This is a genomic window from Caulobacter sp. FG121 (assembly GCF_057809815.1).
The window spans coordinates 13989-37955 of record NZ_JBMDKR010000004.1 but is presented as its reverse complement, the minus strand read 5'-3'; the positions used below and the strand labels follow the sequence as shown (position 1 = coordinate 37955).

Here is a 23967-nt window from a genome sequence, read left to right as displayed (position 1 = left end):
GCAACCTAGGTCGAACTGCGCCCTTCCTGCAACAGTATTGTGGCGCGAACGCGTCAGCGTTTGCCGCGCGCCATATCCACCCCGAGGTCCTGGATCTTCTTGCGCAGGGTATTCCGGTTCAGGCCGAGGATCTCGGCGGCCCGCACCTGGTTGCCGCGGGTCGCCGCCAGGGTCAGCTGGATCAGCGGCCGCTCGACCTCTTCCAGCACGCGGTCATAGAGGCCGGGCGCGGGCACGCCGTCGGGCTGGTCTGCGAAGTGACTTGCCAGGTGGCGTTCGACGATCTGCGACAGGGTCAGGGGGCCGCCCTCGCCCACCACGGGCGCCGGATCCTGCAGTTCACGCTCGATGATCCGCGCGGTGATCTGGTCCTCGCCGTAAAGGGCGCAGATGCGCCGCACGAGGTTCTCCAGCTCGCGCACGTTGCCTGGCCAGTCGTGGGTCTTCATCCGGTCGAGGGCCGACTGGTCGATGGTCTTGGACGGCAGCCCCTCGCGGGCGGCGCGCAGAAGGAAAGAGCGGGCCAGATCGGGGATGTCCTCGACGCGGTCGCGCAACGGCGGCAGGCGAACCGGCGCCTCGTTCAGGCGGAAGAACAGGTCTTCCCGGAACAGGCCCTGCTGAATCAGGCCGCGCAGGTCCCGGTTGGTCGCGGCGATAATCCGCACATTCGGCGCCCGACCCGTGCGCGGATTCAGCGCCGGCTCGGCGCCGTCGATCACGCGCAACAGGCGGCTCTGGGCGTCGAGCGGCATGTCGCCGATCTCGTCGAGGAACAGCGTCCCGCCATCGGCTTCGACCAGCTTGCCCAGATCACCTTCGCCCCGGCCGAAAAGCTCTGTCTCGACCCGTTCGCGCGGCACGGCGGCCAGATTTATGACGACGAACTTGCCGTCGCGGCGGCGACCGAGGTCATGCAGCGCACGGGCGACCAGTTCCTTGCCGGTGCCGGATTCGCCAAGGATCAGCACCTTCAGGTCGGCCCCGACCAGCCGGGCGACCGTGCGGTAGACCTCCTGCATCGGCGCGGAGCGACCGATCAGGGGCAGACGCTCATCCTTCATCGCCCGGGCCTGGGCCTTGGCGGCCTCGTTGTCGGACGGCCGCGACAGGGCGCGGCGGGCGGCAGCGGTCACGTCATCCAGGTCGAACGGCTTGGACAGGTATTCAAACGCCCCCGCATCCGCCGCGTTGACCGCCGTCAGCAGGGTGTTCTGCGCGCTCATGACAATGATCGGGAGCTTGGGCCGCTCCTTGCGGATCTTCGGCAGGACGTTGAACACGTTCTCATCCGGCATCATCACGTCGGTGAGGATCAGGTCGCCCTCGCCTTCCTGCACCCACTTCAACAGGGTCGCCGCATTGCCCGTGGCGCGCACCTGGTAGCCCAGGCGCGTAAAGGCCTGACTGAGCACCAGCCTCACCGAGCTGTCGTCGTCGGCGATGAGGATCTTCTTGGAGGCGGGGTTCATTCAGGTGTCCCGGAGGGGGCGACGGGCAGGAGGACGCGGAAGACGGTCCTGCCGGGCTCGGAGTCGAAATCGATGAGACCGCCATGCCCGGCCACGAGCTTGGCGACGAGCGCGAGGCCCAGGCCGGCGCCGTAGGTCTTGGAGGTTACGAACGGCTGGAACAGGTGGTCGCGCATGTGCGGCGGCACACCCGGCCCGTTGTCCTGGATCTTCACTTCAAGCGGCGCGCCCTGCTGCAGCTGCCCCTTGGCGTCGCGGACACGAACGCCCGGCCGCCAGGCGGTCGAAATGACGATCTCTCCGCCGCCGTCGCTGCGCATGTTGGCGGCTTCGGCGGCGTTCTTGACCAGATTGAGGAAGATCTGGATCAGCAGGTCCTCATCGCCCCAGGTCGGCGGCAGCGAGGGATCGTACCGCTCCTTGATCACCAGATCCTCGGCGACGCCGTTGGCCACCAGGGCCCGGACACGGTCCAGCACGCTGTGGATATTGATCGGCAGGCGCTCCGGCGGCGCATCGTCGGAGAAGGCTTCCATCCGGTCGACAAGCCGGCGGATCCGCTCGGTTTCGTCGACGATCAGCTGGGCCAGCGGTTGATCCTCGGCGGCGGCGCCGCTCTTGAGCAGCTGCGCGGCGCCGCGGATGCCGGCCAGCGGGTTCTTGATCTCATGCGCCAGCATCCGGCCAAGCCCCACGACCGACCGCAGGCCGGCTGGATCGGACGAGCGTTCCGCGCCGATCGCGCCGCGCACATGCAGGGTCAGCAGCACCGCGCCATCGCCCAGCGGCGAGGCGGCGCAGTCGGCCTCGAAGCCGGCATGGCCGAACAGGGCGATCTCGACGCCGTGCTCGCGAACCCGGACGCCCTCCTCCACCGCGCGGGTCAGGAGCTCCATGAGCGGCGAGGACGCCGGCAGGACGCCGCTGATCCGACCGCGCGACAACAGGCCAAGCCCCTGGCCGAACAGCGCCTCGGCGGCCTCGTTGGCCGCGGCCAGCGCCCCGTCGGCGCCGATCAGCAGCGCGGGTTCCGGGCTGAGATCAAAGGCAGCGGCTTTCAGGGCGGCTGAGGAGGCCGGCGAAAGCGTAGAGAGACGACCGGTCATGCGGCCAGCCTTTCCGCCGCGCCGGACCAGAGCGCGGTCAGGGCGACTTCGACCTCGGCCGGATCGTCCAGGCGACACAGCCGCGCCCGCGCCTCGCGGCGGGCCTCGGCGGACGCCGGCGCAGGGGCGTTCTCGACGTAGGCCGCCAGGTGCTTGCGGAACATGCGCAGGCCGAGCTTCGGGCCGTAGAAGGCGATGCTGTCGCGGAAATGGTCGAGCACGATCTCGAGACGTTCAGCCAGTGGCGGCTCGACGTCGGTCGCGCCCTGCAGCTGGGCTTCGATGGCGCGCGCGATCCAGGGCCGGCCGAGCACGCCGCGGCCGACCATCAGGCCGTCGGCGCCGGACTGCTCCAGCGCACGGGCGGCGCTGGCGCCATCGACGATGTCGCCGTTGACGATGACCGGGATCGACACGGCCTCCTTGACCGCGCGCACGGCGGTCCAGTCCGCGGCACCCTTGTAAAACTGGCACCGGGTCCTGCCATGGACGGTCAGGGCCTTCGCGCCGACGGCCTCGGCCCGACGGGCGAACTCGGGCGCGTTTCGCGTGGCGTCGTCCCAGCCCAGGCGCATTTTCACGGTGATCGGGACATCCACGGCCTCGACCGCCGCGGCGACCAGCGACTCGGCGAGATCCAGGTCGCGCATCAGGGCGGACCCGGACTGCACGCCGGTGACTTCGCGAGCCGGACAGCCGAAATTGAGGTCGATGACATGCGCCCCGGCGGCGGCGGCAAGACGGGCGCCTTCCGCGATCCAGCGCGCCTCGCGGCCGACCAGCTGGACGACCATCAGCGGATGGCCGTCGCCGATCGCCGCGCGACGGACCACGTCAGGCCGGTGACGCGCGAATTCCGCGCAGGCAACCATCTCGGTCGCCGCGTAGGCCGCACCAAGCCGCCCCGCGGCCTTGCGAAAAGGAAGGTCGGAGATCCCGGTCATGGGGGCGATCCACACCCGCCCCGGCACGTCCACGTCTCCGATAGTGAGCGTTTTGCTCATTCTGTAATCACCCCGAACGCTGCCTTTTTAGGCATATTGTGCGGTGCAGTAAAGGTTGGAGATGACGCTTTCGCGCCCTAGACAGGGCGGATGAGCTTTTCAGTCGTCATCGTCGCCGCCGGCGGCGGCACGCGGGCGGGCCCGGGCCTCGCGAAACAGTGGCGCACGGTCGCCGGCAAGCCCGTGCTGCGCTGGTCCGTTGAATCCTTGCTGGACGCCGGTGCGCGCGATCTCGTGGTGGTCGTCAGCCCCGATGGCGAAGCCCTCGCCACACGAGCCCTCACAGGGCTCTCCGGCTGGCGCACGGCGCTGGGCGGCGCGACCCGTGCCCAGTCGGTGCAGGCGGGCCTGATGGCGATCAACGGCGCGCCCGACGAGCCCGTTCTGGTGCACGACGCGGCCAGACCCTTTGTCACGAAGGCCCATGTCGAGGCTGTCCTCGCGGCGCTCAACGGAGCCGACGGGGCTATCCCTGCCCTGCTCGTCGCCGACACGCTGAAGCGTGAGACCGAAGCGGGTCTGACCACCACGCCGCGTGATGGCCTGTGGCGCGCCCAGACCCCCCAGGCCTTCCGCCGGGACCGGCTGTTGACCGCCTACGCCCGCTGGACCGATGGCGAGCCAACCGACGACGCCCAGGTGGTCGAGGCGGACGGTGGCCGGGTCGCCCTGGCGCCGGGAGACCCGCTTCTGATGAAACTCACCTTTCCCGAGGACTTCGACATGGCCGAACGGCTGGTGGGCGGCGCCCGGATTACCCGCATGGGCCAGGGCTTCGACGCTCATCGCTGGGGGCCCGGCGAGGCCGTCTGGCTTTGCGGCGTGCGCATCGACCACGACCAGACTCTGATTGGTCATTCCGACGCCGATGCCGGGCTTCACGCGCTGACCGACGCCATCCTCGGCGCCATCGGAGAAGGCGACATCGGCGACCACTTCCCGCCGACCGATCCGAAGTGGAAAGGCGCCTCCAGCGACCTGTTCCTCGAACACGCGGCCTCGCTGGTCTCGGCGAAGGGCGGGCGGATCATCAATGTCGACGTCACGCTGATCTGCGAGCGACCGAAGATCAAACCGCACCGCCATGCCATGCGCGAGCGGCTGGCCGCCATCCTCGCCCTCCCGCTGGACCGGGTCAGCGTCAAGGCGACCACGACCGAGGGCATGGGCTTCACCGGGCGCGGCGAGGGTCTGGCAGCCCAGGCCGTGGCGGTGGTGGAGCTGTAGTCGGGGGCATCTACCAAAGGTACGTGTCCCCTATTTCCCCGTCAGTCGGTCCATCGCGTCCTTGAGATTTGCAAACACCGGCCGCTCGCCCATCCGGCGCAGCATGGCGCCGATCAGGTTGGTGTAGTCGTCGGTCCAGGGGCGGACGAGATCAGGCTTCGTGGGCTCCCAGCGCGGGTCGGCGGCGTATTTCGCCAGCACCTCAGGCGAGCGGGCGATGATCAGGGCGTCCTCGGCGGACTCCCACATGCTCGGCGAGTTGCTCGGCGCACGGTGCTCCTGCAGCAGCGCATAGCCGCCGGCCGCCTTGGCGACGGCCATGGCCGGCGCGTTGAGGTCGAGGTTCCGGTTCGACAGGTGCAGGATCAGGACGCCGTCGGGCTTGATGTGGGTCAGGTAGGCCCGCACCGCCTCGACGGTCAGCAGGTGCGCGGGCACCGCGTCCGACGAGAAGGCGTCGATCAGCAGGATGTCGAACTCGTCCCTCGGCTGCTTCTCGAGAGTCAGCCGCGCATCGCCGAGCACGAAATCGACCGGCCCTTTGGCGCATTTGGTCGTGTAGTCGAACTGGCCGCTGTCGTGGGAGATATGGATCACCAGCGGATCGATCTCGAAGAAGGTCAGGTGATCGGCCGGGCGGACGTAGCCGGCCACGGAGCCGGTGCCGAGCCCGACCGCGCCGACGCGAAGCGCCGGACGAGCGGCCTGCGAGGCCGTGAACACCTGCCCGATGGGGGTCTCGGCCGCGTAGTAGACCAACGGCTTGCAGTGGTAGCGCGGATCGACCGCCTGGGCGCCGTGCAGCGTCGTGCCGTGCGCCAGCAGACGGACTTCGCCGCCGGAAAACTTTGCCAGATCATCGGGCGGCGTCGGCGAAGTGCGCGGCACGATCATGCGGGACTGGCGCAGTACGCCGAAGAAGCTGCGGTCGGTCCGGATCACGTCGACGCGGTCGCCGACGGCGCTGGCCGCCATCAGCAGGGTCAGCATCAGCGCGAACATCAGCAGCGCCCGGTCGCGCATCATGAAGACCGAGACCGTCGTCGCCGCCAGCGCCAGCTTGACCGTCAGCGTCGGTCCGACCTGGTTGACCGCAACCGCCGCCGCCAGGGCCGAGAGCACGCCCACCGCGACAATGAAGATCTGCACCGTCGTGAGCCGCCCCTTGCCCCAGGGGCGCGCCAGGACCGACAGGGCGAGAACGAGGGGATATTCGATCACGGAGTTGAAGATCACCGGCGCCACAAAGGCGTTGAACGAGCCCCCGACCACCCCGCCGAGCGACATGCAGAGGTAGAACTCGGTCAGATGTTCGGGATCAGGCCGCCGGGCGACCATCGCCTGATGGCAGACAAGGGCGGTGAGGAAGAAACAGGCCAGGTGGATGAAGATCTGCAGCTCGATGGCGTTCGAGCCGAACTGCAGGGTGGCCGCGCAGGCCGCGACGGCCGCCGCCTGGAAGGTCAGCGTGGCCCAGCGCGGGATCGCGGGCTTCGTCTGGAAGGCGATGATGAAGGTGACGAGATACAGCGCCAGCGGCGCGACCCACAGGAAGGGCGCGGAGGCCACGTCCGTGGCCAGGTGGGCGGTCACGCCGAGCATCAGACTGGACGGAATGGCCGCCAGCGCGATCCAGATGATCCGCTCACGCCAGGTCGGGGCCGGCGTCAGCTTGGCGGGCGCGGCGCCCGACTCGCCGACCGGTACTTCCGAGCGCTTCCAGACCATCACCGCCAGCGACGCGAGGATCAGGACGAACACCCAGTAGCCGCTGCTCCAGCTCCAGCGCTGGCTGTGCAGCGTCAGGAGCGGCTCCATGGCAATGGGATAGGCTAGCAGAGCGATCAGGCTGCCGAGATTGCTGGCGGCGTACAGGCTGTAGGGCTCGCTGGCGCCCTGCCCGCGGAAGACCCGGGCGTGCCAGGCCTGCACCAGCGGCGCGGTGGCCGAGAGGATGGCGAACGGCAATCCGATCGAGAGCGTCAGCACGGCGAGCAGCCACAGCGCCGGATGGTTCGACGACGGGTCCCCGGCGAGTTTCGAGATGCTGAGTGGAAACAGCGTCAGGCCGGCGATGGCGAGCGCGGCGATATGGACCGTGATCTGCCGCCGCACCTGCGGGATCTTCTGCAGGAAATGGGCGTAGCCGTAACCGACCAGCAGGGCGATCTGGAAGAAGGCCATGCTGGTGTTCCACACCGCCGGGGAGCCGCCGAGCAGCGGCAGCACCAGCTTGGCCACCATCGGCTGGACCATGAAGACCAGGGCTGCGCTGGTGAACACAGCCACCACGAACAGCGGCGGCGTCCTGGCGGCGGCGGCGGGAGCGGTCTCGATCGTGTCGGTCATGGCTCGAATCGGCTTGTCAGTGAGACACACAGGATGTTGGGCTGCGGCCTTAACAATTGACCAAGTTTCGGAGTGCGCCCGCATGTTCCCCATCGAAGTCGAGACGCATGCGCGGCTGCTGATCGAGGAGGTGCGGGACCGGCATCTGCGGATCGTCACGGCCGAGAGCTGTACGGGCGGGCTGGTCGCCGGCGCGATCTGCGCGATCTCCGGAGCCTCGGACATCTTCGACCGCGGCTTCGTGACCTACACCAACCGGGCCAAGGAGGAGATGCTGGGCGTTCCGGGCGACATGCTGGCCGACTTCGGGGCCGTCTCGGAGCCGGTGGCCCGGATGATGGCCGAAGGCGCCCTGGCCAACTCCCGCGCCCACATCGCCGTGGCGATCACCGGCGTGGCCGGCCCCGGCGGCGGCTCGCCGATGAAGCCTGTCGGCACGGTGCACCTGGCGACCGCGCGCAGCACGGCAGGAATCCGGCACCGCCACGAGCTGTACGAGTTCGACACCCGTTGGGACGTGCAGATGGCGGCGGTTGCGACGGCGCTGCAGATGCTGAGAGAGGCGATTTAACGTTCCCCCACCTCACGTCATGGCCCGACTTGTTCGGGCCACCCAAGCGCACAGAGGTCCGGACCGCGCGCCGGACGATCAACGCCCTTCCCTGCGATATCGAGTTCTTGGGTGGCCCGAACAAGTCGGGCCATGACGGCCTATTTGGGCAGGCCGTACAACACCCTCGCCCGATCGTCGAAGCACTGGATCAGCCGGTTCACGGCGTGGTCGAAGTTGGCGTTGAGGATGCGGTCGAGGAAGGCGACCTTGAACTCGAAGTCGATCTCGAACTCGACGCAGACGCCCTGCGGATGATCAGCGAAATGCCAGCGGTTCTGCAGCTTGCGGAACGGGCCGCTGAGCAGGCTGACCTCAATCGTGCGAGCCGTCGCGTCGCGCCGCACGCGGGTTGAGAAGCGCTCTTTCAGAAACGAGAAGCCGACTGCCGCCTCGGCGTCGAGCATCGTCACGCCGCCGCCGGGGTCCTGGCGGTTCCAGACCCTGAGCGCGGTGATCCAGGGCACGAACTCGGGATACCGCTCCACGTCGCCGACCAGCTGGAACAGCTGGTCCGGCGTGTAGGGCAGGATGCGGGTGAGCCTGTGTTTCAATCCGCCCCGCCCCGGGTCTACCGGGCTTCTAGCGCTTCGCGCGCCGCCTTGAGCTGCGCGAAATCCTCGCCGGCGTGGTGCGAGGAGCGGGTCAGGGGGCTGGCCGAGACCATCAGGAACCCCTTGGCCCGGGCGATCGCCTCATAGGCGGCGAACTCGTCAGGATGGACGAAGCGGTCGACGGCGGCGTGCCGGCGGGTCGGCTGCAGGTACTGGCCGATGGTCAGGAAGTCGACGCCGGCCGAGCGCATGTCGTCCATCACCTGCATGACCTCCTCCTTGCTCTCGCCGAGGCCGACCATCAGGCCGGACTTGGTGAAGCGGCGGGGGTCGCGGTCCTTGACCCGCTCCAGCAGGCGCAGGCTGTTGTAGTAGCGGGCGCCCGGCCGGATCGTCAGATACAGCCGCGGCACGGTCTCGAGGTTGTGGTTGAACACGTCCGGCGCCGAGTCGATGACGATCTCGGCCGCGCCGTCCTTGCGCAGGAAGTCGGGGGTCAGAATCTCGATGGTCGTGTCCGGAGCCGCCGCGCGGATGGCGTAGACCACGGCCGCGAAGTGCGCCGCGCCGCCGTCGTCCAGGTCGTCGCGGTCGACCGAGGTGATGACCACGTGCTTGAGGCCCATCTTCGCCACGGCCTCTGCCACGCGGGCGGGCTCGGTGGGGTCGAGGGCGTTCGGCTTGCCGGTGATGACGTTGCAGAACGAGCAGGCGCGAGTGCAGATCTCGCCCATGATCATCATGGTGGCGTGCTTCTGCGTCCAGCACTCGCCGATGTTCGGACAGGCCGCTTCCTCGCAGACCGTCGTCAGGCCGTGAGAGCGGACGATGTCGCGGGTTTCATTGTAGCCGGCCGAGCCGGGCGCGCGAACGCGCAGCCAGTCGGGCTTGCGCAACAACGGCGTCTCGGGCCGGTTCTGCTTCTCGGGATGGCGCGGTCGCGCCTTCGTGGTGTCGATCACCGTGGCCATGAGGCCTAGATCGTCCTTCCGGGGCAAAGGATCAAGCACCATGAGGCGCTTCCCCCTCGACGGGGGGAGGCGGAACAGGCCTCCTGTGGCGTGCGCGCCCTTGCGGGCGATCGCAGGCGCGGAAACACTGAGGCCCATGCGCCTTCGCCTCGCCCTTGCCGGCCTCCTGTTCCTTCTCGCGGCCTGCGGCGGTGGGAGCGATGGGGGCGCGCCGTTCGTCGAAAGCCGGATCCCGCCGCAGCTGGGCCCACGGTTCTGGGCGCCGGAGGGCTGGGCCTGGGGTCTGCTGAAAGTCGGCGATGCGCCCGCGCAGCGGTACGGCGTGTCCTCCACGCTGGTTACCCCGCAGGCGCAGATCCTGATCCTCACCGGCTACGGCGAATCGGCGGAAGCCTGGTTCGAGACGGCCCGGGATCTGAATCGGCACGGCTACAGCGTCTGGGTGCTGGAGCGATCCGGTCAGGGCGGGTCGGAGCGCTACGTTCTGCCCCGTGACCTGGGGCATGCGCCGCAGTTCCGCGACGACATCCGCGCGGTCAAGACGCTGAGCCGGATGATGGCCGCCGCCGCCCCGCGGACGCCAATCGTTTTGCTCGGTCATGCGGTCGGCGGACTCGTCGCGGTCGCGGCCATCGAGCAGGGCGCGCCGGCGGAGGGCCTGATCCTGTCATCGCCGACCTTCGCCGCCGGAGATCCGGTCGACAGCACCAAGGCCGCGCTCGTACGGGCCGGCCTGGGCCGGCTGCCCGCCGCCTGGAACAGCGGCTGGACGCGGGACCGTCCGGACAGCGTCGCCGCCGGCCTGACCAGCGACCCCTGGCGGGGCAAGGTGGAACTGGCCTGGCAGATCGCCAATCCCGACCTCCGCATGGGCGGACCCAGCCTCGGCTGGCTGGCCAGCGCCCGGGCGACCTCGAAGGCCATCCAGCCCGGCCTGAAGGATGTCGAGACCCCTACCCTGCTGCTGACCGGCGATGCCGATCCCATCGCCAATGCCGGGGCCCAGACCCGTGTCTGCCAAACGATGGGACATTGCCGGCGCTACAGCCTGAAGGGCGGCCGCCACGCGTTGCACCTCGAACGGGACGCGATCCGCGGTCCCTGGCTGGCGGCGGTGGACAGCTTTGTCCGCGCCCGCGCGGGGTCCCGGCCCATCCTGGTGGGCCCTGTCGTCGATCACGGACTGTAACGGACCTTTTCAACGCCGAACCCGGACGATAGGGTCACCCCAACGATACTGGTGGGAAACATCCGGGGAGTTTCACCCATATGCCGCGTGCTTACGATGCGCGGGCCGGCGAGCGGTCTGTCTTTGACGCCCTGCTCGAAGCCCGCGACCGATACGGGGCCAAGAAGCCGATCCTTGAGGATCAGAACCGTACGCCGCTCACCTATACCGGTCTGATCCAGGGCAGTTTCGCCCTCGGGCGCAAGATCGCCGGCATCACGCAGAAGGGCGAGAACGTCGGCGTTCTGCTGCCATCGAGCGCCGGCGCGGTGGTGACCTTCTTCGGTCTGCATGCGTTCGCGCGCGTCCCGACCATGCTGAACTTCACGGCCGGCCTTCGGAACCTGCGGGCCGCCTGCAAGCTGGCGGGTGTGAAGACCGTCCTGACGGCGCACGCCTTCATCGAGCAGGGCAAGCTGCACGATCTGGTGGACTCGCTGGAGAACGGCGGCTGCAAGATCGTCTACCTGGAAGACCTGCGCGAGCAGATCGGCCTGTCCGACAAGCTGTTCGCGGCCACGGCGGCGCTGTTTCCCAAACAGTTCAGCGCGAGACTCGGCTTCGACGAGCCGGGCGTGATCCTGTTCACCTCGGGCAGTTTCGGCGCGCCGCGCGGCGTGGTGCTGAGCCACAAGAACCTGGTCAGCAATGTCCGGCAGGTCGAGGCGCATATCGAGCTGGACCCGGCGTGGGTGATGTTCAACCCGCTGCCGACCTTCCACTGCTTCGGCCTGACCGGCGGCGTGCTGCTGCCGATTCTGACCGGGATGAAGGCCTTCCAGTACCCCTCGCCCCTGCATATCAAGCAGATCCCGACCCTGATCCGCGAAACCGGCGCCTCCATCCTTCTGGCCACGGACACCTTCGTGAACCAGTACGCACGGTCGGCCGATCCCGGCGACATGTCGGGCCTGAAGTTCATCGTCTGCGGCGCCGAGAAGGTGCGCGACGAAACCCACAACCTGATCGCCGAGCGGTTCGGCGATGTGCCCGTGCTGGAAGGCTACGGCGCCACCGAGGCCGCGCCCGTGGTGGCCGTCAACAAGCCGACGGATAACCGTCGCGGGACCGTGGGCGGCATGCTGCCCGGCATGGAGACCCGCATCGAGACGGTGGAAGGCATCGCCGGCGGCGGCCGCCTGTTCCTGCGCGGGCCCAACGTGATGGCCGGCTATCTGAACGACAAGGGCGGCATCGATCCTCTGCCCGACGGCTGGCACGACACCGGCGATGTGGTCATGATCGAAGGCGAGGACCGCTGGGTCACCATCAAGGGCCGGGTCAAGCGCTTCGCCAAGATCGGCGGCGAGATGGTCTCCCTGACCGCGGCCGAGGACCTTGCCGTGGCGGTCTGGCCGGAGGGCCGTCACGCGGTGATCTCCATGCCGGACAAGAAGAAGGGCGAACGGCTGATCCTGTTCACCGACCGCTCGGACGCCACCGTGGCCCCGCTGCTGGCGCATGCCCAGAGCCTTGGCGCGCCCGAACTGTCGGTGCCGCGCAAGATCGTGACCATTCCGGAAGTCCCGGTCCTGGGCACAGGCAAGACCGACTATGTCGCCATCCAGCGCATGGCCGAGACGGAAGCGCGGGCGGCGTAACCCAGAATGCTTCCCTTTCGGGGGAGCTGTCGGCCCCCGGGACCGGCCTTTGGCCGGCCCGAGGATAAACTCCGCCGACTGAGGGGGTCACCCGCGACCTGAGCGAACCCCCTCCGTCTCGCCGGTGGCGAGCCACCTCCCCCAAGGGGGGAGGATCTGCCGATCAGATGTGCAGCGCCCTGCCGTAGGCGTCCAGCACCGACTCGTGCATCGCCTCACTCATGGTCGGATGAGCGAACACCGTGGCCATCAGGTCTTCCTCGGTGGCTTCGAGCGTCATGGCCACCGCGAAGCCCTGGATCATCTCGGTGACCTCGTGGCCGATCATGTGGGCGCCCAGCAGAGCCCCGGTCTTGCCGTCGAACACCGTCTTGACGAAGCCCTCGATCTCGCCGGCCGCGACGGCCTTGCCGTTCACGCGGAACGGGAAACGCCCGACCTTCGGCTCATGGCCCGCGGCCTTGGCGGCCGCTTCGGTCAGGCCGACCGAGGCGATCTGGGGGTTGGAATAGGTGCAGCCCGGGATCGGCGCGGTCAGATTGGCCGGCTTGAGGCCCGCGATATGCTCGACGCAGTGCACGCCCTCATGGCTGGCCTTGTGCGCGAGCCAGGGCGGGCCGGCGATGTCGCCTATGGCGTAGAGGCCGGCGACATTCGTCTTGCCGTGGCCGTCGGTGACCACGTGGCCGCGATCAACGGTGACACCCAGCGCCTCAAGGCCGAGGTTCTCGACATTTCCGGTGATGCCGACAGCGACGATGGCGACGTCGGCAGTCAGGGTCTCGGCCTTGCCGCCGGCTTCCAGCGCCACGGACACGCCGGTCTTGCTCCTGGTCAGCTTCGTCACCTTGGCGGCGACTCGGAACTTGAGGCCGCGCTTCTCGAACGCCTTGTGGGCGGCCTTTGAGACCTCCTCGTCCTCGACGGGCAGGATGCGGTCGAGGGCCTCGATCACCGTAACATCCGCGCCCAACGCCCGGTAGAAGCTGGCGAATTCGATACCGATGGCGCCGGAGCCGATGACGACCAGGCTCTTCGGACAAGCCTTCGGAACCAGGGCGTCGCGGTAGGTCCAGACGCGCTCGCCGTCGCTCTCCAGGCCGATGGCCGGGATGGTGCGGGCGCGGGCGCCGGTGGCGAGGATCACATGTTTGGCGGTGATGGTGCGCTTGCCGCCGGCGTTGAGGGCGACGGTCACCTTCGGGGCCGGCGCGCCCTTCTCCAGCGTCGCGGTCCCGAACAGCACCTCGATCTTGTGCTTTTTCATCAGGAAGGCGACGCCGCCCTCCATCTTTTTCGCCACGCCGCGCGAGCGTTCGATGATCTTGGAAAAGTCGAAAGCCGTGCCACTGGCCGACAGGCCGTAGTCACCGAGATGCGACAGCTGCTCATAGACCTCGCCGCTCTTGAGCAGGGCCTTGGTCGGGATGCAGCCCCAGTTGAGGCAGATGCCGCCCAGTTCGGCCCGCTCGACGATGGCGGTCTTCAGGCCCAGCTGGCTGGCGCGGATGGCGGTCACATAGCCGCCCGGGCCGGAGCCGATGACGATGACGTCGAAATCCATGGTCACGACCTCAAACGATCATCGTCAGGGGATCTTCGATCAGCGCCTTGAAGACGCTGAGGAAGCGGCCGCCGATGGCGCCGTCGACCGCGCGGTGATCGCAGGTCAGGGTCACGGTCATGACCGTGGCGATGGCCAGGGCGCCGTTCTTCACCACCGGGCGCGGCTCGCCGGCCCCGACGCTGAGAATGCATGCCTGCGGCTCGTTGATGATCGAGGCGAACTGGCGGATGCCCATCATGCCCATGTTGGAGATCGAAAAGGTGCCGCCCTGGAATTCCTCGGGCTTCAGCTTCTTGTCGCGGGCGCGGGCCGCAAGATCCTTGGCCTCGGTCGCGATCTGGGCCAGGCCCTTGGTGTCGGCGGCGCGAATGATCGGGGTGATCAGGCCGCCGTCGATGGCCACGGCCATGGCGATGTCGGCGTGGTGGTGCAGGGCGATGCCTTCGGGCGTGTAGCTGGAGTTGGCTTCCGGCACGCGCTTGAGGGCCACGGCCACGGCCTTGATCACCAGGTCGTTGACGCTGACCTTCACCCCGTCCTTTTCAAGCATCGCGTTGATCTTCGCCCGCGCCGCCAGCAGGCCGTCGATCTCCAGATCGATGGTCAGGGGGAAGTGCGGCACGTCGCGGAAGCTGTCGGTCATCCGCCGGGCGATGGTCTTGCGCATGCCGTCGAGCGGGACGAGGTCGTAGCTGCCGGCGGGGATGCCCTGCTGTTCCAGCGACTGGATCTGACGGGCGGGCGCGGAGGCGGGCGCACCGCCAGTCGAGGCCGGCGCAGCAGCCGGGGCCTTGCCCCGCGCGGCGTCGACGTCGGCCTTGATCACCCGGCCGTGCGGGCCGGACCCGGCGATGGTCTTCAGGTCGAGGCCGGCGGCCTGGGCGAGGCGACGGGCCAGCGGCGAGGCGAACACGCGGTCGCCGGAGGAGCCGTTGAGTTTCGGCTCGGGCGCCGGCGGTGTTGCCGGTGCGGCCTTCGAGACGGCCGCTGGCGCGCCCTCCTCAGGCTGACGAATAGATTTGGGGCTCCCCTGCCCGTCATCCTGAGGAGCCGGCGCAGCCGGCGTCTCGAAGGACGCAACCTCCCCCTCCCCGGCCAGTCTCGCGATCACCGCGTTGACCTTCACGTTCTCGGTCCCGGCGTCGACCAGCAGGGCTTCAACGACGCCCTCGTCGACGGCCTCGACCTCCATGGTCGCCTTGTCGGTCTCGATCTCGGCAATGACGTCGCCCGCTTTCACCGTGTCGCCGGCCTTCACGTGCCATTTGGCCAGCGTCCCCTCCTCCATGGTCGGAGACAGGGCGGGCATGAGGATCTCGATGGACATTCAGTCTTCCTTACTGAGATGCGCCAGGGCGGCCGCATGGACCTCCCAGTTCTGGCCGTCGAAGGCTTCGATGCGCAGATCGAGGCCCTCGGTGGAGTCGAGGCAGCGGGCGTTCACCGACCAGCCGTCCGGGTTGGAGCGGGGCCGGTAGAAGCTCTTCACGCCGCACACCTTGCAGAAGGTGTGCTTCGCGACGCCGGTGTTGAAGGTGTAGGTCGTGATCTGGTCCGCGCCCGAGGTCAGGCGGAAGCGGTTTTCCGGCACGATGATGTGGATGAAGCCGACCTTCTCGCACATGGAGCAGTTGCAGGTCTGGGCCTCGACCACGGCCGGCAGGACCGCCTCGAAGCGGACCGCGCCGCAGTGACAGCCGCCGGTGTGGGGGTGGAGGTCGCCGCTCATGCGCCGGATCCCAAGATCTCCGTCATCGTCGGACGTGTTCCGACGACCCATGAACACCGTCGAGGGGCCGTGTGCATGGGTCCTCGCGACAGGCGCGAGGATGACGGACGAAGGGGATGGCGAGCGTGGGCGAACATCACCGGTAGCAGACCGCCTTCACCGCCCGGACGATCTTGTCCGGACCGGGCAGCGACAGGGCTTCCAGGTTGGCGGCGTAGGGCAGCGGGACGTCTTCCTGGTGCACGCGCAGCGGCGGCGCATCGAGGTAGTCGAAGGCGTGCTCGACGACCCGGGCGACGATCTCGGCGCCGACGCCCATCGGGCCCCAGCCCTCCTCGGCGCTGACCAGGCGGTTGGTCTTGCGCACGCTCGTAAGGATCGTCTCGTGGTCCAGCGGGCGCAGGGTGCGCAGGTCGATGACCTCCGCCTCGATGCCTTCGGCGGCCAGCTCCTCCGCGGCCTTCAGGGCCATGCCGACCATCCGGCTGTGGGCCGTGATGGTCACGTCCTTGCCCTCGCGGCGGACCTTGGCCTTGCCGATCGGCACGACCCAGTCCTCGACGTCGGGGATGTCGAACTCGATGCCGTACATCATCTCGTGTTCGAGGAAGACGATCGGGTTCGGGTCGCGGATGGCCGCCTTGAGCAGGCCCTTGGCGTCGGCCGCGTCGTACGGCGCGATGACCTTCAGGCCGGGGATCTGGGCGTACCAGGCGCCGTAGTCCTGGCTGTGCTGGGCGCCGACGCGGCTGGCCGCGCCGTTGGGTCCGCGGAACACGATCGAGGATTTGATCTGCCCCCCCGACATGTAGAGCGTCTTGGCGGCCGAGTTGATGATCTGGTCGATCGCCTGCATGCCGAAGTTCCAGGTCATGAACTCGACGATGGGCTTGAGGCCCGCCATGGCCGCGCCGACGCCGAGGCCGGCGAAGCCGTGCTCGGTGATCGGGGTGTCGATGACGCGGCGGTCGCCGAACTCCTGCAGCAATTCGCGGCTGACCTTGTAGGCGCCCTGGTACTGAGCGACTTCCTCGCCCATCAGGAACACCGTGTCGTCCCGGCGCATCTCCTCGGCCATGGCGTCGCGCAGGGCGTCGCGGACCGTGATGCGGACCATCTTCGTGCCGGCGGGGATTTCGGGGTCGTTGAGGGGTTGTGCGGCCTTCGAGACGGCCGCTGGTGCGGCCTCCTCAGGCTGACGAACAATTTTGGCTTCAGGGACGGGGCTCCCCTTCCCGTCATCCTGAGGAGCCGGCGCAGCCGCCCCGGATCCAGTCCGGGGCTCGAAGGACGCACCGTCGTCGCCCAGCCGGGCGATCGGCGTGTTGACCTTCACGTTCTCGGTCCCGGCGGGCACGAGGATGGCGCCGACGACGCCCTCGTCGACGGCCTCGACCTCCATGGTCGCCTTGTCGGTCTCGATCTCGGCGATCACGTCGCCGGCCTTGACCGTATCGCCGGCCTTCACGTGCCACTTGGCGAGCGTGCCCTCCTCCATCGTGGGGGAAAGCGCGGGCATGAGGATGTCGACGCTCACTGCGCGGCCTCCAGATAGACGTCGGTGTACAGCTCGGACGGATCCGGCTCGGGGCTGGTGCGAGCGAACTCTGCGGAGGCGGCGACGATGGCCTTCACCTCGGTGTCGATGGCCTTGAACTCCTCGTCCGTCACTTTCAGCGCGACCAGCCGTTCCCGCGTATGTTCAATGGGATCGCGGGTTTTCTTGACCTCGTCGACCTCTTCCTTGGTGCGGTATTTGGCCGGGTCGCTCATCGAGTGGCCGCGGTAGCGATAGGTCTTCATCTCGAGGATGTAGGGGCCCTTGCCGCTGCGGGCGTGCTCGGCCGCCTTGGCGCCGGCAGCGGCGACCGCCTCGACGTCCATGCCGTCGACTTCCTCGCCGGGAATGTTGAACGAAATCCCGCGCTTGTGCAGGCGGGTTTCGGAACTGGAGCGCTCGATCGAGGTGCCCATGGCGTATTGGTTGTTCTCGACCACATAGACGACCGGCAGGCTCCACAGCTCGGCCATGTTGAAGCTCTCGTAGACCTGGCCCTGGTTGGCCGCGCCGTCACCGAAGTAGGTGAAGCTGACGTTGCCGTTGGCCTTGTACTTGTCGGCCAGCGCCAGGCCCGTGCCCAGGCTCACCTGCGCCCCCACGATGCCGTGGCCGCCGTAGAAGCCGGCCTGCGTCGAAAACATGTGCATCGAGCCGCCTTTGCCCTTGGACGAGCCGCCGGCCCGGCCGGTCAGCTCGGCCATGACCTCGTTGGGGTCCATGCCGGCGGCCAGCATGTGGCCGTGGTCGCGGTAGCCGGTGATGATCTGGTCGCCCGGCTTGCGGATGGCGTCCATGCCGACGGCGATGGCTTCCTGGCCGATGTAGAGGTGGCAGAAGCCGCCGATCAGGCCCATGCCGTACAGCTGGCCGGCCCGCTCCTCGAACCGGCGGATCAGCAGCATGTCGCGGTAGTACTTCAGGAGCTGCGTCTTGCTCCCGGCGCCGGACGCCTCGCCCGAAACGGCCTCCGCCTTACGCGTCCGCGCCATGCATCTCTCCCTTGAACCGTATCATCGCGGCCAGATCGTCCCTCGCTTCGCGGCCGGGACGAAACAATCGACCCGGATCAGGGCTTGGTGCGGATCACATAATCTTTTGGATCGGCGAATCCCAGAAGAGAACGCGCACGCTCCTCAAGAAGGTCCGCCGACAGGCTGCCGTCACGTAATAGCCGGGCCCGGGCCTCCAGGTCCACCCTGCGGCTGTGCAGTTCGGCGTACTCGCGCGTTCTTTCAGCCAGCAGCGCCCGCCGCTGCGAGCCCAGCAGCAGTCCACGCTCCCCGGTCAGGCCGTGGGAGACGAAATAGACGATCAGCCCGAGCAGGGCGAAGGTCGGAAGAAGGGGCTGCAGGCGTTGGAACACGCTGGCGAATCCGGGCGGCGGTACGGGCGCACATTGCCGACGGCGTGGTTAAGGGGTCGCTAATCGTCGAGGCCGATCGCCGGATGCAACCAGACCCCGTCATCCTGGGCCGTGTGCCCAGGACCCCTCTAGACGTGTTCCGAACCCGTCAGGATAGAAACCCGCTCGCGGGACGGATCGAGGGGTCCTCGCCACAAGGGCGAGGATGACGGCTGTTTATCCGGTCAAGGGGAGGATTACCCCTGCTTGATCGCCTTGCGGCCAAGGTAGATCGCCTGATCGTCCAGCTGCTCTTCAATGCGCAGCAGCTGGTTGTACTTGGCGGTCCGGTCGGAGCGGGCCAGCGAGCCGGTCTTGATCTGCCCGCAGTTGGTCGCGACGGCCAGGTCGGCGATCGTCGAATCCTCGGTCTCGCCGGAGCGGTGGCTCATGACGGCAGTGTAGCCGGCGCGGTGAGCCATATCGACCGCGTCCAGCGTCTCGCTCAGGGTGCCGATCTGGTTGACCTTGACCAGGATCGAGTTGGCCAGGCCCTTCTCGATCCCCATCGACAGGCGCTCGGGATTGGTCACGAACAGATCGTCGCCGACCAGCTGGATTTTCTTGCCGAGGGCGGCCGTCAGGAGGCTCCAGCCCTCGAAATCGTCTTCCGAACAGCCGTCCTCGATGGTGACGATCGGGAACTTGCTGACCAGGCCTTCGAGGTAGGCGACCATGCCCGCCGGATCGACGGTCTTGCCTTCGCCTTCAAGCACATACTTGCCGTTCTTGAAGAACTCGGTGGCCGCGACGTCGAGGCCGAGCACGAAGTCCTCGCCCGCGCGGTAGCCGACGGATTCGCCCGCCTTCATGATGAAGGCCAGAGCCTCTTCGGCCGAGCCGATGTTGGGGGCGAAGCCGCCCTCGTCGCCGACGTTGGTGTTGTGGCCGGCGTCCTTGAGGGCCTTCTTCAGGCCGTGAAAGATCTCCGCGCCCATGCGCAGGCCTTCGGAGAAGGTCGCCGCGCCGGTCGGCAGGATCATGAACTCCTGGATGTCGATCGGGTTATCGGCGTGGGCGCCGCCGTTGATGATGTTCATCATCGGCACCGGCAGGACGCGGGCCGAGACGCCCCCGACGTACTTGTACAGCGGCAGGTCGGCGCTGACGGCCGCCGCCTTGGCCGTGGCCAGCGAGACGCCGAGAATGGCGTTCGCGCCCAGCCGGGCCTTGTTCTTGGTGCCGTCGAGCGCGATCAGCAGGCTGTCGATGCGGCGCTGGTCCTCGGCGTCGACGCCGCTCAGGGCGTCATAGATCTCGCCGTTGACCGCCGCGACCGCGTCGAGCACGCCCTTGCCGCCGTAGCGGTTCTTGTCGCCGTCCCGCTTCTCGACCGCCTCGTGCGCGCCGGTGGAGGCGCCCGACGGCACCGCGGCGCGGCCGAACGAGCCGTCTTCCAGCACCACATCGACTTCGACGGTCGGGTTGCCGCGGCTGTCGAGGATTTCGCGGGCGATGATGTCGACGATCTCGGTCATGGGAGCTCCGGAGGAAATGCGGGCCCCGATTAGCGCCCTGACCGTGGAATCGCAACCAACCCCCACACCGTCATGGCCCGGCTTGTCCGGGCCACCCAAGCGCGCTGGCGTGACCGGAAGGGTCGCGATGGCTCGCCGAGCCTCCTTCCGCCTGGAGTGGTGTTCATGGGTGGCCCGGACAAGCCGGGCCATGACGGAGGATGGGAGGATGCTTGACTGCCCCTCCGTCGCCCCGTCATCCCTCCTCCAAACAGAGGAACACCCCATGCTGCTGCTGGTCGAGAAACAGGACGGGATCGCCGTCGTCACGCTGAACCGCCCCGAGGCGATGAACGCGCTGTCAAAGGCGATGCGCAGCGAGCTCTACAAGGCCATGGTCGCCCTGGACGCCGATCCGGAGGTCAGCGTGGTCATCCTGACCGGCGCCGGCGAGCGGGCCTTCACGGCCGGCCTGGACCTGAAGGAACTCGGCTCGGACCCCAGGGCCATGAGCGCGGCCAACGCCGACGGGGCGGACGAGAATCCGGTCAAGGCCATCGAGCTGTGCACCAAGCCGGTGATCGGCGCGATCAACGGCGTGGCCATCACCGGCGGCTTCGAGGTGGCCCTGGCCTGTGACGTGCTGATTGCTTCCGAAAACGCCCGTTTCGCCGACACCCACGCCCGCGTCGGCATCATGCCGGGCTGGGGCCTGTCGCAGAAGCTGTCGCGGCTGATCGGCATCTACCGGGCCAAGGAGCTGAGCCTGACCGGCAACTTCCTCGATGCGAAGACGGCCTGTGACTGGGGCCTCGTCAATCGGGTGGTTCCCGCCGCCGACCTGCTGACCGTGGCGAAGAAGCTGGCCGCCGACATGGCGACCATCCCGGTCGAGACCCTGACCACCTACAAGCGGATCATCGACGGCGGCTATGCGCTGGCCTACGGCGACAGCCTGAAATTCGAGGCCGAGAAATCCACGGCCAACAACCGGCTGGTCACGCCCGAGGCCGTCGAAGCGCGGCGCGCGGGCATCCAGGCGCGGGCGCGGACGCAGGGGTAGCACTGCGCCAAGTCGAGCTACGCCAGCCAGATCTGCGGGTCCGCGCCGACGCGGAACATCATCCGCTTGCGGCTGTAGTCCATCTCCACCCGCGAGAAGAGTCGCAGGACGTTGACCCCGAGAAGCAGCGAGGGCTTGTCGGCCATGCCCCAGAGCGTGAACAGGTCGAGGTCGGCGACAATCATCGGCACGCCGGTAAAGCGTAGTCCGCCGAGACGGAGGGTCTCGAGCACCCTCACCTCCCCCTCGCTCTGATGGCTGGTCACGCCATAGACCGGCACGGTCGGCGCCGGTTCTCGCCAGCCGCCGCGCGCCTGGACCGCTCGCGCGAGGGCGCGGTTGCCGATGGACATGCTGGCGCCGGAGTCGACGAAGGCGCCGATCTCGGCGGTATCGGCCGTGGCGTCGATGACCACCAGCCGCCCGAACCGGTCACGAGCCGGCACCCAGGTGTCGCGGGCTCTGGAGTACCCCGTCGACGGCTCGCGACCAGGCAGGATCTCCAGTCGGCGTTCGCGGAAGTCCATGACCAGCCGGCGCTTCTGCAGCGCATCGACGCCGAGCAGACCGTCCACCCCCAGCCGCTCGCGCGGCAGGACCGGCAGGTCGAGGCTTTCGAGGGTGATTCGGCCCAGGTTGATCGGCGGCGCCTTCACCGTCGGCGCCAGCTCGGCGCCCGTAATGCCCTGGATCAGCACCTCGCGCCCCGGCGGCAGCCCCAGTTCGTCCGCCAGGGCCTGCGACAGGACAGTCCGGTCGGCCCCGGTGTCGACGACGAAGTCGAACGGGCCCTTGTCGCCGATGGTGACGGGAATGGTCAGGCGGTCGTAGCGATCTATTCCGGCCCCGATGATCTGGTCCGGATCGGCCGGCGGCGGAGGCGGCGCGGCTTCCTGTGCGAACGCCAGGCGGGGCGCTAGTGCCGCCCCGGTCAGCGCCAGGGCGAGTTGGCGGCGGTCAAGCATGGGGTTTCTCCCCGTTTTGTGTTCGGGAACCCTAGCATGATGCTGATCGATGGTCGCTCAAATGCGAACGGCGCCCGGAGGGGTCCCCCGGGCGCCGTCGAATGTCGTCAGACAGGTCGCTGGTGCGACTAGTCTTCCTTGGGCGTGATGACCTGACGGCCGCCGTACATGCCGGTCTTCAGATCGACATGGTGCGGACGGCGCAGCTCGCCGGTGTCCTTGTCCTCGATGTACGAGTTCGCGCCCAGAGCGTGGTGCGAGCGGCGCATGTTGCGACGCGACGGAGAGACTTTGCGTTTAGGAACGGCCATCGGAGTAACTCTGCTCGCTGAGCATGAAAAACGGTGACGGCGGCCGTCGGGCCGCCGCGTGAGGGCGGGTGTATGCCGGAAAGCGCCCGGGCTTTCAAGGGGCCGCTTTACACCAGGCGGCTTTGCGTCTTGGCCGCGGCGATGAAGCTGGCGAACAGCGGGTGCGGGGCGAACGGGCGACTCTTCAGTTCGGGGTGGAACTGCACCCCGACGAACCAGGGGTGGTCCGTCCGCTCGACGATTTCGGGCAGCACGCCGTCGGGCGAACGCCCGGTGAGCAGCAGCCCCGACTCTTCCATCGCCTCGCGGTAGGCGATGTTGACCTCGTAGCGGTGGCGGTGACGCTCGCTGATCCCTGTCTCGCCGTAGATCTGCGCCACCTTCGACCCGGGCGTCAGAACGGCCTCGTAGGCGCCCAGACGCATGGTGCCGCCGAGGTCGTCGCCTTCACGTCGCTCGACGCGCTGATTGCCCTGGGTCCATTCGGTCATCAGGCCGACGACCGCCTCGGTCGCGGGGCCGAACTCGGTCGACGAGGCGCCGGCGATGCCCGCGACGTTCCTCAGGGCTTCGATGACGGCCATCTGCATGCCGAAACAGATGCCGAAGTACGGCACGTTGTGCACGCGGGCGAACTCGGCCGCGAGAATCTTGCCCTCGCTGCCGCGCTCGCCGAAGCCGCCTGGCACGAGGATGCCGTGAACGCCCTCCAGCCGGCTGGCGGCGGCGCCATCCTCGTTCTCGAACGTCTCGCTCTCGACCCAGTCGAGGTTGACCTTCACCCGGTTCGCGACCCCGCCGTGGCTGAGCGCCTCGATCAGGGATTTGTAGGCGTCCTTGAGCACGGTGTACTTGCCGACGACCGCGATCGTGACCTCGCCGTCCGGGTTCGACAGCGTGTCGCCGATGGCCTGCCAGCGTGACAGGTCCGGTTCGGGCGCGTCGCCCATACCAAAGACATCCAGCACTTCCCGGTCGAGGCCCTGCTCGTGATAGTCGAGCGGCACAGTGTAGATCGAGTTGGAGTCCATCGCCTGGATGACGCCCGTTGTTCGCACGTTGCAGAACTGGGCGATCTTGCGCTTTTCGTCGGCCGGAATCGGCTGCTCGCAACGGCACAGCAGGATGTCCGGCTGAATGCCGATCGAGCGCAGCTCCTTCACCGAGTGCTGCGTCGGCTTGGTCTTCATTTCGCCGGCGGTCTTGATGAACGGCAGCAACGTCAGGTGCACGAAGCAGGACTGGCCGCGCGGCAGGTCCTGGCCAAGCTGACGGATCGCCTCGAAGAACGGCAGCCCCTCGATATCGCCGACCGTGCCGCCGATCTCGACCAGCACGAAGTCGGCCTCCTCGCCATGTTCGTCGAGCGCCGGCGAGAGAACGAATTCCTTGATCTCGTTGGTGACGTGCGGAATCACCTGGACGGTCGCGCCGAGATAGTCGCCGCGACGCTCCTTCTCGATGATCGTCTTGTAGATCTGGCCGGTGGTGATGTTGTCGGCGCGGGTCGCGTTGACGCCCGTGAACCGCTCGTAGTGCCCCAGGTCGAGGTCGGTCTCGGCGCCGTCGTCGGTCACGAAGACCTCGCCGTGCTGATAGGGGCTCATCGTCCCCGGATCGACGTTCAGATAGGGGTCGAGCTTGCGAAGGCGGACCTTGTAGCCGCGCGCCTGGAGGAGCGCGCCGAGAGCGGCGGACGCGAGACCCTTGCCAAGTGAGGAGACCACGCCGCCGGTGATGAAAATGTACCGGGCCATGGGAATCCAGAATAGCGCCGATTCGGCATCGGC

The 23967-nt window shown here is 68.0% G+C and carries 21 protein-coding genes; 5 read left to right on the top strand and 16 right to left on the bottom strand.

The window, feature by feature from the left end; all coding sequences use genetic code 11:
• Window positions 1-53: 53 nt before the first annotated feature.
• From ACODSL_RS11685 to dusB, 3 genes are read right to left on the bottom strand one after another with little or no spacing between them, the layout of a single operon-like run.
• On the bottom strand, window positions 54-1472 hold the full coding sequence (locus tag ACODSL_RS11685) for a sigma 54-interacting transcriptional regulator (RefSeq protein ID WP_488900866.1): 1419 nt from the start codon (window positions 1470-1472) through the stop codon (window positions 54-56).
• Window positions 1469-2578 carry a two-component system sensor histidine kinase NtrB gene (locus ACODSL_RS11680; RefSeq protein ID WP_488900865.1) on the bottom strand — a complete coding sequence of 370 codons (1110 nt, stop codon included), beginning with the start codon at window positions 2576-2578 and terminating at the stop codon, window positions 1469-1471. Before ACODSL_RS11680 ends, ACODSL_RS11685 begins: the two co-directional genes overlap by 4 nt.
• A complete protein-coding gene (gene dusB, locus ACODSL_RS11675) occupies window positions 2575-3582 on the bottom strand; it encodes a tRNA dihydrouridine synthase DusB (RefSeq protein ID WP_488900864.1) in 1008 nt (335 codons plus the stop codon). Before dusB ends, ACODSL_RS11680 begins: the two co-directional genes overlap by 4 nt.
• Window positions 3583-3672: 90 nt before the next feature.
• Between dusB and ACODSL_RS11670 the strand changes: the two genes are divergently transcribed.
• Window positions 3673-4809 (top strand): bifunctional 2-C-methyl-D-erythritol 4-phosphate cytidylyltransferase/2-C-methyl-D-erythritol 2,4-cyclodiphosphate synthase, encoded by a 1137-nt coding sequence (locus ACODSL_RS11670; RefSeq protein WP_488900863.1) that lies wholly within the window; start codon window positions 3673-3675, stop codon window positions 4807-4809.
• A gap of 30 nt (window positions 4810-4839) precedes the next feature.
• On the opposite strand, the gene ACODSL_RS11665 is transcribed toward ACODSL_RS11670, so the two are convergent.
• A complete protein-coding gene (locus ACODSL_RS11665; protein ID WP_488900862.1) occupies window positions 4840-7158 on the bottom strand; it encodes a spermidine synthase in 2319 nt (772 codons plus the stop codon).
• Between the two features lie 82 nt (window positions 7159-7240).
• Here ACODSL_RS11665 and ACODSL_RS11660 point away from each other — a divergent pair, with 82 nt between their 5' ends.
• Window positions 7241-7729, top strand: coding sequence for a CinA family protein (locus tag ACODSL_RS11660; protein WP_488900861.1), 489 nt, complete (start codon window positions 7241-7243; stop codon window positions 7727-7729).
• A 140-nt stretch (window positions 7730-7869) separates the two neighbouring features.
• Here the strand turns inward: ACODSL_RS11660 and ACODSL_RS11655 are convergent, their stop codons facing one another.
• The gene (locus tag ACODSL_RS11655; protein WP_488900860.1) at window positions 7870-8322 is read right to left on the bottom strand and encodes a type II toxin-antitoxin system RatA family toxin; all 453 of its coding nucleotides are present in this window, start codon (window positions 8320-8322) and stop codon (window positions 7870-7872) included.
• A 17-nt stretch (window positions 8323-8339) separates the two neighbouring features.
• A complete protein-coding gene (lipA, locus tag ACODSL_RS11650; protein ID WP_488901174.1) occupies window positions 8340-9293 on the bottom strand; it encodes a lipoyl synthase in 954 nt (317 codons plus the stop codon).
• A 136-nt stretch (window positions 9294-9429) separates the two neighbouring features.
• On the opposite strand from lipA, the gene ACODSL_RS11645 reads away from it, so the two are divergent.
• Together ACODSL_RS11645 and ACODSL_RS11640 are read left to right on the top strand one after the other, a co-directional pair.
• On the top strand, window positions 9430-10482 hold the full coding sequence (locus tag ACODSL_RS11645) for an alpha/beta fold hydrolase (protein WP_488900859.1): 1053 nt from the start codon (window positions 9430-9432) through the stop codon (window positions 10480-10482).
• An 80-nt stretch (window positions 10483-10562) separates the two neighbouring features.
• Entirely contained in the window at window positions 10563-12122 is a 1560-nt protein-coding gene (locus ACODSL_RS11640; RefSeq protein ID WP_488900858.1) for an AMP-binding protein, read from the top strand.
• Between the two features lie 163 nt (window positions 12123-12285).
• Here ACODSL_RS11640 and lpdA read toward each other — a convergent pair whose 3' ends face one another.
• The 7 genes from lpdA to eno all read right to left on the bottom strand — a co-directional run bounded on the left by lpdA (window position 12286) and on the right by eno (window position 19859).
• Window positions 12286-13692 carry a dihydrolipoyl dehydrogenase gene (lpdA, locus tag ACODSL_RS11635; protein ID WP_488900857.1) on the bottom strand — a complete coding sequence of 469 codons (1407 nt, stop codon included), beginning with the start codon at window positions 13690-13692 and terminating at the stop codon, window positions 12286-12288.
• Window positions 13693-13696: 4 nt separating this feature from the next.
• Window positions 13697-15016 carry a pyruvate dehydrogenase complex dihydrolipoamide acetyltransferase gene (locus ACODSL_RS11630; RefSeq protein WP_488900856.1) on the bottom strand — a complete coding sequence of 440 codons (1320 nt, stop codon included), beginning with the start codon at window positions 15014-15016 and terminating at the stop codon, window positions 13697-13699.
• A complete protein-coding gene (locus tag ACODSL_RS11625; RefSeq protein WP_488900855.1) occupies window positions 15017-15418 on the bottom strand; it encodes a GFA family protein in 402 nt (133 codons plus the stop codon).
• A gap of 136 nt (window positions 15419-15554) precedes the next feature.
• Window positions 15555-16937 carry a pyruvate dehydrogenase complex E1 component subunit beta gene (locus tag ACODSL_RS11620; protein WP_488901173.1) on the bottom strand — a complete coding sequence of 461 codons (1383 nt, stop codon included), beginning with the start codon at window positions 16935-16937 and terminating at the stop codon, window positions 15555-15557.
• Between the two features lie 14 nt (window positions 16938-16951).
• Entirely contained in the window at window positions 16952-17968 is a 1017-nt protein-coding gene (pdhA, locus tag ACODSL_RS11615) for a pyruvate dehydrogenase (acetyl-transferring) E1 component subunit alpha (RefSeq protein WP_488900854.1), read from the bottom strand.
• A gap of 77 nt (window positions 17969-18045) precedes the next feature.
• A complete protein-coding gene (locus ACODSL_RS11610; RefSeq protein WP_488900853.1) occupies window positions 18046-18342 on the bottom strand; it encodes an FtsB family cell division protein in 297 nt (98 codons plus the stop codon).
• A 236-nt stretch (window positions 18343-18578) separates the two neighbouring features.
• Complete coding sequence (gene eno, locus ACODSL_RS11605) at window positions 18579-19859, bottom strand: phosphopyruvate hydratase (protein WP_488900852.1); 1281 nt, start codon at window positions 19857-19859, stop codon at window positions 18579-18581.
• A gap of 265 nt (window positions 19860-20124) precedes the next feature.
• On the opposite strand from eno, the gene ACODSL_RS11600 reads away from it, so the two are divergent.
• Complete coding sequence (locus tag ACODSL_RS11600; RefSeq protein WP_488900851.1) at window positions 20125-20901, top strand: enoyl-CoA hydratase; 777 nt, start codon at window positions 20125-20127, stop codon at window positions 20899-20901.
• Between the two features lie 17 nt (window positions 20902-20918).
• Here ACODSL_RS11600 and ACODSL_RS11595 read toward each other — a convergent pair whose 3' ends face one another.
• The 3 genes from ACODSL_RS11595 to pyrG all read right to left on the bottom strand — a co-directional run bounded on the left by ACODSL_RS11595 (window position 20919) and on the right by pyrG (window position 23934).
• Window positions 20919-21866, bottom strand: a complete 948-nt coding sequence (locus ACODSL_RS11595; RefSeq protein WP_488900850.1) for an aspartyl protease family protein — start codon at window positions 21864-21866, stop codon at window positions 20919-20921.
• Between the two features lie 128 nt (window positions 21867-21994).
• Window positions 21995-22177: a 50S ribosomal protein L32 gene (gene rpmF, locus ACODSL_RS11590; protein ID WP_488900849.1), complete on the bottom strand. Its 183-nt coding sequence runs from the start codon at window positions 22175-22177 to the stop codon at window positions 21995-21997.
• A 107-nt stretch (window positions 22178-22284) separates the two neighbouring features.
• A complete protein-coding gene (pyrG, locus tag ACODSL_RS11585) occupies window positions 22285-23934 on the bottom strand; it encodes a CTP synthase (RefSeq protein ID WP_488900848.1) in 1650 nt (549 codons plus the stop codon).
• Window positions 23935-23967: the final 33 nt, after the last annotated feature.